Source organism: Capnocytophaga sp. CM59 (assembly GCF_000293175.1).
Taxonomy (GTDB): domain Bacteria; phylum Bacteroidota; class Bacteroidia; order Flavobacteriales; family Flavobacteriaceae; genus Capnocytophaga; species Capnocytophaga granulosa.
On record NZ_ALNN01000070.1, the window covers coordinates 1 to 13,928 of the forward strand.

The following is a 13,928-nucleotide window of genomic DNA, read 5'->3' on the forward strand; positions in this document are numbered from 1 at the left end:
CAAGGGGGGAGTTAGTAAGTAGTAGAGGTTCAATAAGTTATAGAAAGAAAATTTTCCAATTAGATAAACAAATTAGGCTATTTCAACGCCCTTAAAGACACATACTCCGCTCTCGCGGACTTTCCCTTTGGAGGGGGGTGAGGGGGAGGTTTTTACAAATAATTGATTATTAGTTGTTTATAATTTCAATAATAGCCTAAAAACGACTTGCGAAACTTAAATTAAATATTTGTATAATCAACAAATATTGATTAATTTTGCGCTGTAATAGAATGATAAGAATATGATAACAAAAGACATTAGCGATAAGGAATGGGAGCTTATAGCACTTCTTAGAAACTATCGTCGAGCTTATCCTAATGGAGCGAGAATGCTTGAAGCTGAAATCCAAGATGTGTTAGATGAACTGATGGATATTCAGTATAGAGAGAGTGAAGAAACTGAAGAAAATAATACAGAAAGTGAATAAATATTAATAGATTATGGGAACAATAGCAGTAAAAGAAGAAGTGAAAGTACCTACTATAAGGGAACAGGTATGGGATATTATAGTAGAAGTATCTTGGGGGCAAATATCCGAACAGTATTTCGGTAAAAGTCGTTCGTGGCTTTCTAAAAAAATGAATGGTAAAGGCTTCAATGGGGGAGAAGGGGATTTTACAGAGGAAGAGAAGGAACAGCTCAAAGGTGCTTTGTTTGACCTATCCGAGCGTATAAGGAAAGTAGCTTATCAAATACAATAAGTATCTATCTAATAAAAAAGCAGGGGCAAGCGCCCCTGCTTTAAATTTATAAAAATAAGATCATTGAGCCAATACAATTATTTTATTATCTTTTTGCTCTACGACCCCTCCTGTGATAGAGAGCATACGTTCCCCTTTGGCTTGAGTTTGCTCCAAGAAATATTCCTGAGCAAATACCTTAGGGGCTTCGCTTTCGCTAAAGGTGATCGTTCCTTCGTCTAAGAGGGCTACTATAGGTGCGTGGTTCTCAAGTATTTGAAATGACCCTTTCGCTCCTGGTAGGGTGATGATACTCACCGTTCCCTTATAAAGCACGGCCTCTGGGGTTACTATTTCTAATCTCATAATCGTCTTAGTTTTGAGCTTCAGCAAGCATCTTCTCACCTGCTTCTATTACTTCTTCAATCGTTCCTTTAAGGTTGAAAGCCGCTTCAGGTAGGTGGTCAAGTTCCCCATCGAGGATCATATTGAACCCACGAATGGTGTCTTTGATATCCACAAATACCCCTGGAATCCCTGTAAATTGTTCCGCTACGTGGAAAGGCTGAGAAAGGAAACGCTGTACTCTACGTGCACGAGCAACGGCGAGCTTATCCTCTTCGGAGAGTTCCTCCATACCGAGGATTGCGATGATATCTTGCAGTTCCTTGTAGTGTTGGAGCAATTCTTTTACACGTTGGGCACACTCATAGTGGTCTTTTCCAAGAATTTCAGGTGTAAGAATACGAGAAGTAGAGTCTAGTGGGTCTACCGCAGGGTAGATACCCAATTCGGCGATTTTACGAGAGAGTACTGTAGTGGCATCAAGGTGAGCAAAGGTAGTAGCAGGTGCAGGGTCAGTAAGGTCATCCGCAGGTACATATACCGCTTGTACGGAGGTGATAGACCCTTTCTTAGTAGAAGTGATACGCTCTTGCATAGCTCCCATTTCGGTAGCCAAAGTAGGCTGATACCCTACCGCTGATGGCATACGACCTAGCAAGGCCGATACCTCAGAACCCGCTTGGGTGAAGCGGAAGATGTTATCCACGAAGAAAAGAACGTCTTTTCCTTCGCCCTGACCAGCTCCGTCGCGGAAGTATTCAGCTACGGTAAGTCCAGAAAGAGCTACACGCGCACGTGCTCCAGGTGGTTCGTTCATCTGTCCGAATACGAAAGTCGCTTTGGATTCTTTTAGAGCATCTTTATCCACTTTGCTAAGATCCCAACCGCCTTCTTCCATGGAGTGCATAAAGTCATCACCATATTTGATAATGCCTGATTCAAGCATCTCTCTCAGTAGGTCATTTCCCTCACGAGTACGTTCGCCCACTCCAGCAAATACGGAAAGTCCTCCGTGTCCTTTGGCGATATTGTTGATCAGCTCTTGGATAAGTACGGTTTTTCCTACCCCAGCACCCCCGAAGAGTCCGATCTTACCTCCTTTCGCATAGGGTTCTATCAGGTCAATAACCTTAATACCTGTAAAGAGAACCTCGGTTACTGTAGATAAGTCCTCGAACTTAGGAGCTTTGCGGTGGATTGGTAGGCCGTTTTCTCCATCCTTAGGGAGGTTACCTAGCCCGTCTATACCATCTCCGATCACATTGAACAAGCGTCCGAAAACCTCTTGCCCTATAGGCATTTGAATAGGGTGCCCTGTAGCGATTACTTCCATCCCACGGCTAAGTCCTTCAGTGGCATCCATTGAGATAGCTCGTACGGTATCTTCCCCTATATGAGACTGTACCTCAAGGATCAGAGGCTTACCTTCCTTGCTAACAATCTCTAATGAATCATAAATTTTAGGCATTTCCTTCTCTGAAGAAAACGTAACATCTACCACAGGACCGATGACCTGTGCTATTTTACCTTTGTATTGTGCCATATCTTTAAATAAAAAAGCGCATTTATTTTGTGTGCAAAGATACATATTTTATTTGAAAATCACAAAAAAAAAATTTAGTTATTAGTTTAACGGTTAGTTTTTAGTCCTAACCACTGACCACTAACCACTGACCACTAACCACTAACCACTAAAAAATAATTTGTACATTAAAAAATAAATATGTATCTTTGCCCCCGATTATTAATAGAGGTCGTGAACCTCACAAGTCTTAATTATATGCCTGTAAAAATTAGATTACAAAGACATGGTAAAAAAGGGAAACCTTTTTATTGGGTAGTAGCCGCTGACGTACGTGCTTCCCGCGATGGTAAGTTCCTCCAAAAAATAGGTACTTACAACCCTAACAGCAATCCAGCTCAGATTGAGCTAGATATTGATGAAGCAATCAAGTGGTTACAATTCGGAGCACAACCTACCGAAACAGCACGCCGTATCCTCTCTTACAAGGGTGTGATGCTTAAGTATCACCTCCAGGGAGGAGTAAAGAAAGGTGCTCTTACCCAAGAACAAGCCGATGCTAAGTTCGAAGCTTGGCAAAAAGAAAAAGAGCAGAAAATCGTTGCTAAAAAGGAATCACTCCACAAGGGCAAAATCTCTGCTAAGCAAGAAAGCGTAAAGGCCGAACAAGCCTACAACCAAAAGCGTAAAGAAGCACAAGCCGCTAAGGCACAGGAAGCTACAGCAGCACCTGCTGAAGAAGCATCCGCTCAAGAATCAGAAGCTTAATGAGGAAGGAAGATTGTTTCTTTGTAGGTACAATTGTCTCCAAATTTAGCTTTAAGGGAGAAGTCCTTGTCAAAACCGACTCGGACGATAGTGCCCTGCTAGAAAATAGGGAATCAGTATTTGTCGAATTAGGCAAGGAACTGATTCCTTTTTTCATAGAAAGGTGTAGCTATCATAAGGCTAATTTGCTTAGAATCAAGTTTGAAGAGGTGGATACCGAGCGTGATGCCGAGGCACTCCTCCGCCAATCGCTGTTTTTACCGCTCTCACTCTTACCTAAGCTCTCTGGCAACAAATTCTACTATCATGAGGTCATAGGCTTCGAGGTGGTAGATGTACATTATGGTAGGGTAGGGGTCATCACTCATATCAATGACCGCTCTTCCCAACCCATTTTTGAAATAGAACACGAGGGGCGACAGATTCTGATCCCCCTACATGACGACTTCCTCAAGGAGGTTAACCGTAAGGATAAAACCATCACAGTGGCAACTCCCGAAGGACTTATTGAACTCTATCTCAATGATTAATGGTTAATGGTTAATCATTAATTTAAGTTTCACAAGTTGTTTTTAGGTTGCTATTGAAATGGCAAATAACTGATAAACAATTATTTGTAAAAACCTCCCCCTAACCCCCCTCCAAAGGGAAAGTCCGCGAGAGCGGAGTATGTGTCTTTAAGGGCGTTGAAATAGCCTAATTTGTTTATCTAATTGGAAAATTTTCTTTCTATAACTTATTGAACCTCCACTACTTACTAACTCCCCCCTTGAGGGGGGGTAGGGGGGATGTTTTGAGAATCAGTTGATTACAGAGCTTGCGAAACTTAAATCATTAACCATTAATTATTATTTTATGCGTTTCCTCCTCCTTTTGCTCCTGCTTTTCCTTGTCAGCTGTCATACTACTAAAACGGTACAGCAGCGCAAGCAACCTCATAGAACTTCCCAGAGGGAAGCCTCCGCTACCGCTACAATAGGCAAAGCCAGTGGCGTGGCTTCCTATTACCATAACAAGTTCAACGGCCGTAAAACTGCCAGTGGGGAAACCTTTAGCAATAACAAACTTACTGCCGCTCACCGCACCTATCCCTTTGGCACTACCCTTAGAGTAACTAACCCTATCAATGGCAAATCTGTAGTGGTGAAGGTCAATGACCGAGGCCCCTTTACCAAAGGCAAAGACCTAGACCTCTCCAGAAAGGCCTTTATGCAAATCACTGATAATCCTAACAAGGGTAACCTACAGGTGCTTATAGAAGTAATCAGAGAATGAAACAAAAATGCTACGCACTCCTTCTTTGGCTTATCAGAGAAAATATAGTCGTCGCTACAGCCGTTACTTCGTTGGCTATCAGTACCTTACTTATTTTTCAGCTACCTATGGCCTATGCGGAGCTGCTCTCCTTATGGGTGGGAACGGTACTCTCTTATTCCTTTGCTAAAGAGGGGCGTCTAAGATATGAGCGTCCTATATGGTGGCTTTTAGTAGCTACAGCCTGCGGGGCATTTCTCTTTCTTTCATGGACAGGCCGTGGCATTCTCCTACTCTCCACGGTGCTCAGTGTGGCCTATAATGCTCCCTTTCTCACCCATCGTCTTCGCTCAATTCCTTTTCTTAAAATTATCATAGTTTCCATTTGCTGGGTTCTGGGGAGTGTATATCTTCCTTTATCGGACTATAAAGTCTCTTTATTTGCCCCGCAAACCAGCATTCTTGCAGGGCAATACCTCCTTTGGGTGATAGTACTCATTCTTCCTTTTGATATCAGGGATAAGCAAGCCGAACAAGCGCATTTACAGACGCTTCCCACCATCTTAGGCACCCCAAAAACCAAAACCATAGGTACCCTACTGATGCTTTTATTTGTACTATTGGCCTTTGTACACCCTACATTTCTTCTCTATATACAGGTTATAATTGCTTGTATTACAGTGCTTTCACTCTTTTTTGCGCATGAACATCAGTCTCCCTACTATAGTGCTCTTTGGGTAGAGAGCCTACCTATTATATATATGGTACTAATGGTTATCTAAAAGTTATTCACAATTCACTCTAAAATCAGTAAAAATTGTTGATAACAAAAATAAAAAAATATAAATAAAGTTTGTTTCAAATCATAATAAATTCTTATCTTTGCCCCCGAATATTAATTGTTTAATTATGAAGAAGCTGAATAATTATAAGCGTATCTGGTTGATACTTATGATTTTAAGTCCTTTCTTTAGCTTAGTAAAAGCGCAAACCTGCGATCCGTTGCTCCTTAAGACATTAAGTGAGACACGTGTAACTTACTTTGACAAAGTAACCAAGGGCGAGAAAGCGACCATTACTATCAAGTATCCTTTGAAGGATACTAAGTATACTGTTTCCGATAATGACGGAAATAGTAAGTCTTTCCTCTATACCTCTGGGACGGAGGAGTTTGTCAATATAGAAATGGATGAGCCAGTTAATTCGGTTCGCCGTTATTCGCTCAAGATAGAGAAAGACGGCTGTAGCTACCAGACTGGCTTTAACTACACGGTGACTCCTGAGACTGAGATGAAGATTGCTACTCGAGTGGAGCATGAGTGGTGTGGTAGTAGTGGGGCGATTCGTTTTAAGGTCGTAGGAACAGGAGTGAATAACAACGACTTCAATTTCTATATTAGAAAGGAAAATGAGTCTTATAATTTCGCTACCGCAAAGCCTCATACAGGTGCGATCTCCTTAGTGGCAGGGAAGTACTATGTTACTACCAAACGCAGATCAGGATCTGGCCCTCTGCCCGCGGAATCTTCTATGCTTGAGATCAAGAACGATGTCAAGGTTATCTCTTTCAAGCCTAATCAAATTCCTAAGATCTGTGGAGCTACCAAATTGGGAATTCGAGTGGATATTAATGTAGACCAATGGGGAAATCACGCGGCTAACTATCCTGTGTATTATACCTTGCTAGATGAGCATATGAATAATATAGCAGGAAGAGTAAAGCAAACATCCAATATCTTTGAAAACCTTGATCCAGGTGACTATTATGTCAAGGTAGAGAATTTTTGTGGGGCAAACCCTATTCCTCAGCCTATTACTCTTACCGATGAGTCTTTTACTTTTACCCATCTTTATACGCCAATAGCGGGAAAAGAGTTTAACTGTACCAAAGCGCAATTCGACGCCTTATATTTATTTGGTACAGGAATCAAAAAAGCAGTGGATTCCGATGCTTTTAATTATCCTCTTACTGTAAAATTTACTTTTACAGATCCTGATGGAGTGGTATATACTCCTACCTATGTGATTAATAATAAGACAGACCTTGATACGTATTTGCCTAAATATGCTTATGGGGAAGCCTTAGTGGTAACCTCTAATTTTCAGGAGTTCAACCTGCCTAACAAATCGGGAACCTGGAAGATAAAGGCGGATATCACCATGTGTGGTAATACGACCTCCTTGGCTGAGGTTACCTCTGTCCTCTATAATCCTATTGAAAATGCGATGGTAGAGGTAGCCAATGATGGCTCTTCACCTACGGCCTGCCATACCACACAGCTGCGACTCCGTTACAAACATAGAAGGGATTCCCAAGCGACCCTGAACACCTATTTGGTGATAGAGCAAGGGCCTACCAGACCTGCTAATGATTTGTTCAACTATGCAGGAGCTGGCTTTTCTCTGATGCCTGCTAACCACTCTAATCCATTACTAAGAGGTAAGTATGCCAAGAAAATTCTCTTTAGCTCTTATGATTTCCAAACGGTAGTCATTCCTGACTATTTGCGCAATGGAGATACTTTCAACTTCCGCTTGGTGGATGATGAGTGTGACCCAACCCGTTATGCGGATTTGGATCCAGTTACTGTTGCCGTCACTCCAACAGCGGTTAATGTAGAGATGCAAGTGATAGCCAGCTGTGAAGGAGCTACCAATACTACAGCACCTAATGGCTCTATACGAATTACTAGAATTGGTGGGGCGGCTGTCAAAAAGATAGAAATTATAGAATACATAGATGCTTCCAGCGTGGTTCATACCTCTGGTACCATAGGTGGTACTTCCCTTAGCCTACCTTATACCCTTACCGATAATAATAGGGCAGATGAAAACAATTGGTATATACGTGATCTGCCTAAAGGTACTTATAAGTTTAGAATAACGGATGTATGTAATAATGTTACGATTCCTGTTAAGCCTGGTCAGATTCCTCCTGTGATAGCGGGACAGACCTATAATCTTTCCTTTGCTCCTGGCTGTGAGCCAGTAGTACAAGGAAGTATTACACTGGGAGGTACTGAAGACTGGCGCTATAATCAGTCTGAATTCGTGATACAGCATTATAAGGAAGACGACCAAGAATGGGAAGAATGGGCTTATGCAGGACTTCCTTATGATACGCCTATCAATCGAAAAACTACCGATGAGGGCTTAGGAAAAGTAGGTAAGTTCCGTATTGTACGCCGTATCAAAAATTTAAATGGTGGCTATGAGTGCCAAATGGTTATCAAAGAAAGAACCTTCGAAGGAGACCTCAACGGTATACAAGTGGTAGGTTTTGGTTGTAATGATAAGAAGTATCATGTTATGCTTACCCCTGAAGGGGGTACGGCTCCTTTTACCTATAAGCTGATACATAAACTCCCAGCAGGAAGTACTACCCCTGATACCTCAGTGGCTAAAACACAACCTGGAGATCAATTCTTTATCAACTTGGATGGTTCCAATGTCAATAATGCCTATAAGTTTGCCATTACCGATGCTTGTGGAAAGACAGTAGAAAAAGAGCTTACGATCGCCAATATACAGAAGCCTAAGATCGAACCAAAGCCTAAGCGTGATTATTATTGTACCGGACAAGAGGTAAAACTCACTATCACCGACTTAGGGCCTAATGTACAAGTGGAGTGGTATCGCGAAGACAATCCTTCCACTCCTCTGGCAACAGGATTCTCTTATACCATTCCATCCCTTACAGCTACTGATTTTGCTAAAAAGTATTATGTAAAGATTAAGATTCCATCACAACATGCTATAGAGTCTTGTGTGACAGATGAGGTAGATAAATTTAAGTTTGAGGAATTGTCAGTTACAGTTCCTCCTTTGGCTCGTACCAATAATGGGGAGACACTTAAGTGTATCACAGGTCCTACAGTATTTGATGTAGAAAGCCTATTTAATATACCTAATAGCCACTTAGCTGCTAACCTACCAACAGGAGCTACAGTGCGTATTAGAGAGGCTTCGGGAGTGATCGCTGTGCCTAATAATCACAAGATCAATCTTCGACCTCGTAATGGAGGACAAAAACCATTAGGGATGGGTAGTTATACCTTCTATTACGAAGTATTATCTCCTTGTGAAAAGGTGATAACCTACCAAGAAGCCAAATTGACAGTGAAAGAGCTCGTTGATTTCGTTCCTAAAACTACTATTAAGGTATGTAATCACAATGTAACCTTGGATGAAATCAAGCAGGAGATTATCAAAGGCTCACCTAAGGTAACTGCACTACAACCCGATTTTACTTGGTATGCCACTGAATCCAATGCTAGGGCAAGAACCTCTCCATTGGTAGGTTCCACTAGCTTGTCTACTCCTAATGGTAGCAGTCAGGACTATTGGTTACGCCTAACCAAAAATGGCTATTGTACCCCAGAAGAACCTATCAAAGTTACTATAAAGGGAGAGACAGCTGTAACAGTTAAAAATTTAGGTGATGTAGGTTGTCAGCTCACGACCATAGCTTCCCTCAAGGCCTTAGTGGATCCATCCGATGCTGCTAATGTTCTCATTTATAGAAGAGGGACAACCGTTCCATTGGCTGATGATGCCTTAGTAGAAAACAATGAACAGTATGACTATGCGAAGAATATTTACCAATGTGTAACAGCGCCTCAACAGGTTAACTTTACTTTTACTCCTCGTACCACAGCCAAAAATGAGCAGGTAGATGTATGCTTCTACATAGGCTATTATGGGTTGCGCACCACTATAGGACAGATTAAGGGGGCTTTACAAGGAAGATATCCAACAGGAGCGACTATTAAGATTTATTCTCAACCTACATTAGAAGCAAGTTCAGAATATACGAGAGCCACCGATGAAGTTACACAATCTGAGCGTCTTTACTTTACGGTACAAGAAGCAGGCAAATGTGTCTCCTTACCATTTAGTGTAAGACCGGGTCAGAATGCCATGACCGAAGTGGAGACTAAGACGGTAACCATCTGTGAAGAAATTACCGTAGGGGAGCTCATCGCTAAGATGCAAACCGACTTTGGTTACTCCAATGTAAAGATACATCAGGGGCGTGGGACAGGAAATATGTCGGATGATACCTTTGTGGATTGGAATAATGCAATCTACTTCTCTGCTGAAGAGGCTGGTAAGTGCCGTAGTACTAAGGTGCCTTTGATTATCAAAAGGAATCCTAATGTAACGGTCGCTACACCTAAGACCTTTGAGGTATGTAAGGCTGTAGGCCAGCAACCTAAGGTAAGTGACCTAAAAGCTGTGGTAGGAAATGATGCTAGAATATTTGTCCGTGACAATAATAACCGCTGGGTATTACAGGCGGATACTCAAAATGTATATGAGGCTAATTCCTACTTCTATACTATAGAGGAAGCAGGCAAGTGTCCAAGTGAGAAAACGGCCTTAGTGGTTCGTATCACTCGTAAGACCACAACACCGTCAGCACCTACGGCAGGTACTTTCTGTACAGGAGCTACCATAGCTGCTCTTAAGGATTATATAGATAATGACCCTCAGAATGTGGGTACAATACGGGTATATGCTACTAATATGGATACAACTCCGATAACAGATACAACAGCCTTAACGGACAATACGACTTACTACTTCTCCTTGCAGGATACCGATCCTACCAAGTGCGAGAGTGACCGTAGAGCGTTGCAGGTTACCTTAGTGGCCGAACCTACCGTGAATCTTACCTATACCTATTGTGCAGGTACTAAGCTGGAAACCCTTTGGAATGAGATAGATGCCAGTGACTCCGACGACTCCCTTAAGTTCTATGAAACAGCGACAAGTACAACTGCCCTTGCAAGAAATGCAGTTCTAAGAGCAGGTAATTACTATGTGGCAGAGTCTTCCACTACCTCTGCTTTGGGCAACTGTGAGACTACTCGTGTCCAATTGGCAGTGGTGCTTACCAAAGTAACAGCCATAACCGCTGACCTAAGCACAACAGAGGTGAAATACTGTAAGGGGCATACCTCTCCTGCGGCACTTTCAGTAACCGCGGAAGGAACGGGCAATTTTACCTATACTTGGTATAAGGCAAACAATACTACCGAAACAGGTACAGTGGTAAGAACTCAGGCCAATGTGACGGCTAATCAAGATACTTATACCCCTGCAACAGACGCTGTAGGTACTGCCTATTATTATGTAGTGGTACATAGCGATTGTGGCGATGATAAGGCCAGCCAAAGAGCTAAGATTACCATTCAATCCTTGCCTGCTATTACTACTCAACCTGCCACCTTGAGCAAACCTTGTAAGGATAGCACGCTGACCCTATCTATAGCACATACAGGCGATGGTAACCGTTCTGTACAATGGTATAAAAATACCACTAATAGCAATACAGGAGGAACAGCTATCTCAGGTGAGACAGCCAACACCTTTACTGTACCAACAGGCACTGTAGGCACGACTTACTATTATGCTGTTGTATCTAGCGATACAGGTTGTACTCCTGCGGTAAGTAGTGTTGCCGAGGTGATTGTACAATCCTTGCCAGCTATTACTACGCAACCTGCGGCTTTGAGCAAACTTTGTAAGGGAGCTTCTCTTACTCTTACCATAGCGCACTCAGGCGATGGTAACCGTTCTGTACAATGGTATAAAAATACCACTAATAGCAGTACAGGAGGAACAGCTATTTCGGGAGAGACAGCCAATACCTTTACTGTACCAACTGGCACTGTAGGCACGACTTACTATTATGCTGTTGTATCTAGCGATACAGTTTGTACTCCTGCGGTAAGTAACGTTGCTGAGGTAGTGGTAACCGAGCCAACAGCTATTGACACTAACCTTAGTACTACCGAAAAGAAATACTGTAAAGATCAATCTGCGGGAGTCTTAGATCTTTTGATCAAGGCTAAGGGAACTGCACCATTTACCTACAAATGGTATAAAGCAGCAAATGCTACTGATGCGGGTACGCTCATAAGAACAGAGGCTAACACGAACAGCGATGAGGATAGCTATACGCCTGTGGTGACTATGGTAGAAACAGCTTATTACTATGTAGAGGTAAGTAGTGCTTGTGGTAGTAATGTAACTAGTGCTCGTGCACACATTACCGTAACAGAAAATACGGCTATTGATACCGACCTCTCCACTGCTGAAGTGAAGTACTGTAAAGGAGCTACCGCCGATGCACTTTTGGTGAAGGCCAAGGGTACGCCTCCATTTACTTACCAATGGCATAAGGTGGATGCGGCTACTTCTACACATGTAATAGTAAGAACAGAGCTTAGTACAACAGTAGCTCAAGATACTTATACCCCAGAGACAACCACTGTCGGCACTTCATATTATTTTGTAGAAGTACATAGTGATTGTGGCGCTGATGAGATTAGTCAAAGAGCTAAGGTTACCATTGAGGATATTACCACAAAGCCAACACCTACAGCTGTAAATCTCTGTCAGGGTGCTACAGTGGCCGATCTCAAAGCACAATTGGCTCTGACCCTTACAGGTACATTGAAAGTATATGCAACCGCTACTGACCCTGTGGACTTGGCAGATGCTACCTTGCTCAATGCAACCACTTATTACTATACCGCTAATGAGACAAACAAGTGTGAGAGTGATAGGCAAACCATGGCAGTGACCCTTGTACAGGCACCTACTGCGCAAGCAACATATACGTATTGTGTAGGTACTACAGTAGATACCCTTTGGAAGGCTATAGATGCCAACGATAGTGATAACTCTATCAGAATCTATAATGTAGCTACAGGAGGAACCCCACTTACACGTACCGACTTGCTCACTACCACTACGTACTATGTGGCAGAGACGGCTTCTAATGGCGGAGTTGTTACCTGTGAGACCTCAAGAGTAGCCACTCAAGTAACTATAGGAAGCGTGGCCAACCCTGTCATAACGACAACCCCTGCTACTTGTGGTGTGGCAACAGTGGTTAAGATAACCAACTATGTCCCTGGTATTAACTATACCATAACCGATAGTGCTAATGCAACTGTTGCAGGTGCTTTAGTAGCTGCTGACGGAACCATCGGGGGTATTACTTCGGCAGGTACCTATAAGATCAAGGCTACTCAGGGCACTTGTGTATCTGGTGAAGAAACCTTTACCATAGCCGAAGCACTCCCTGTCCCTGAAACGCCTACTGTAATGGTAGCACCACCTACTTGTACAGCCATGAGTGCAGCCAAGGTAAGCAACTATACCGATTACACCCATGGAGAGACCTTTACCATAACCGATAGCAATGGAACAGTTATAGGAGCAGTAGATAATGCAGGTAATATTACAGGCCTTACTACAGCAGGTACTTATACACTGACCATAACACGTGGTACTTGTAGGGCTGCGGCAGTGGACTTTGACATAGCTGACAAGCTCCCAACACCAGCCAAGCCAGCAATTAGGCTAACCCCTGCCAGCTGTACCAGCCCAACAGTGGCTAAACTTACCAACCATGCGTTAGGACTAACTTTTTGGCATAATGGTACCAAGCTGGAAGTCAATGCTATTACCCATGAGATTACAGGTCTTGCCCCTGGTACTTATACCATTACGGCTAAGAACAATAACAATTGTGAATCGGTAGCTTCTGATAGCTTTGAGATCAAGGCGCAACAGACAGCCACCACCATTACTACTCATCCAGCAAGGGCTACTTACCAAAGAGGAGAAGAGGCAATACCACTTGCAGTAGTGGCCACAGGTGAGGGTACCCTCAGCTATAAGTGGTATAGGAATACAGATAATAACAACACCTCAGGCACTGAAGTAGGGGATAATAGCCCAAGCTATAAGCCTGCCACTGATACCGTAGGAAGTTTCTACTACTGGGTAGAGGTAACAAGCGATTGCGGTGCAGTAAAGAGTACCGTAGCAGAAATCAAGGTAGTAGAAGGTGCTCCTACCATAGAGGCCAATGACGACCCTGATACGACAGTACGCCGAGGCCAGAAAGTAGCCGTACTTGGCAATGACAAGGTCAACGGTAATCCTGCAACCCCAGCCGATGTGGATATCACCATTTCTAACGATGGCGGCCTTACAAGAGTAGGGGTAAACCCAGCCACTGGTAAGATTATGATACCTAATGATGCGGCACCAGCCACTTACGAGATTACTTATAAAATCTGTGTGAAGAATCAGCCAACCATCTGTGATGAGGCTAAGGTGAAGATAACCGTAGAAGTGCCTACCCTTGCCCTCAAGGCGGTAGATGATGACTTTGGTAAGATTCCTAACGCAGTGGATTATACCACTGTAGCAACGGTATTCTCTTCAGGAGTAGATACCATGGAAGGGGTCGTAGGTAACCTCTCCCCAGAGCGTGATGTGGTACTGACTCC

9 protein-coding genes are annotated in these 13,928 nt (G+C 43.0%); 7 read left to right on the forward strand and 2 right to left on the reverse strand.

All coding sequences use genetic code 11. The annotated features are described in order from the left end of the window. The first annotated feature begins 283 nt into the window (after positions 1-283). Both HMPREF1154_RS12645 and HMPREF1154_RS12650 read left to right on the forward strand, forming a co-directional pair. Positions 284-469, forward strand: a complete 186-nt coding sequence (locus tag HMPREF1154_RS12645) for a hypothetical protein (protein WP_009643018.1) — start codon at positions 284-286, stop codon at positions 467-469. Between the two features lie 13 nt (positions 470-482). After that, the gene (locus tag HMPREF1154_RS12650) at positions 483-743 is read left to right on the forward strand and encodes a DUF5053 domain-containing protein (RefSeq protein WP_009643020.1); all 261 of its coding nucleotides are present in this window, start codon (positions 483-485) and stop codon (positions 741-743) included. Between the two features lie 60 nt (positions 744-803). Here the strand turns inward: HMPREF1154_RS12650 and HMPREF1154_RS12655 are convergent, their stop codons facing one another. Beyond that, complete coding sequence (locus tag HMPREF1154_RS12655; protein WP_009643016.1) at positions 804-1,088, reverse strand: hypothetical protein; 285 nt, start codon at positions 1,086-1,088, stop codon at positions 804-806. 7 nt (positions 1,089-1,095) lie between these two features. Continuing rightward, complete coding sequence (atpD, locus tag HMPREF1154_RS12660) at positions 1,096-2,610, reverse strand: F0F1 ATP synthase subunit beta (protein WP_009643015.1); 1,515 nt, start codon at positions 2,608-2,610, stop codon at positions 1,096-1,098. Between the two features lie 237 nt (positions 2,611-2,847). On the opposite strand from atpD, the gene HMPREF1154_RS12665 reads away from it, so the two are divergent. From HMPREF1154_RS12665 to HMPREF1154_RS12685, 5 genes are all read left to right on the forward strand, one after another. Beyond that, a complete protein-coding gene (locus tag HMPREF1154_RS12665) occupies positions 2,848-3,357 on the forward strand; it encodes a 30S ribosomal protein S16 (RefSeq protein WP_009643022.1) in 510 nt (169 codons plus the stop codon). Then, positions 3,357-3,887, forward strand: a complete 531-nt coding sequence (gene rimM, locus HMPREF1154_RS12670) for a ribosome maturation factor RimM (protein ID WP_009643019.1) — start codon at positions 3,357-3,359, stop codon at positions 3,885-3,887. The genes HMPREF1154_RS12665 and rimM overlap by 1 nt, the downstream gene beginning before the upstream one ends. 325 nt (positions 3,888-4,212) lie before the next feature. After that, positions 4,213-4,632: a septal ring lytic transglycosylase RlpA family protein gene (locus tag HMPREF1154_RS12675; RefSeq protein ID WP_009643021.1), complete on the forward strand. Its 420-nt coding sequence runs from the start codon at positions 4,213-4,215 to the stop codon at positions 4,630-4,632. Beyond that, entirely contained in the window at positions 4,629-5,393 is a 765-nt protein-coding gene (locus tag HMPREF1154_RS12680; RefSeq protein ID WP_009643014.1) for a membrane protein, read from the forward strand. The genes HMPREF1154_RS12675 and HMPREF1154_RS12680 overlap by 4 nt, the downstream gene beginning before the upstream one ends. A 127-nt stretch (positions 5,394-5,520) precedes the next feature. After that, the coding region (locus HMPREF1154_RS12685) for an Ig-like domain-containing protein (protein ID WP_009643017.1) at positions 5,521-13,928 on the forward strand (8,408 nt) is incomplete at its 3' end.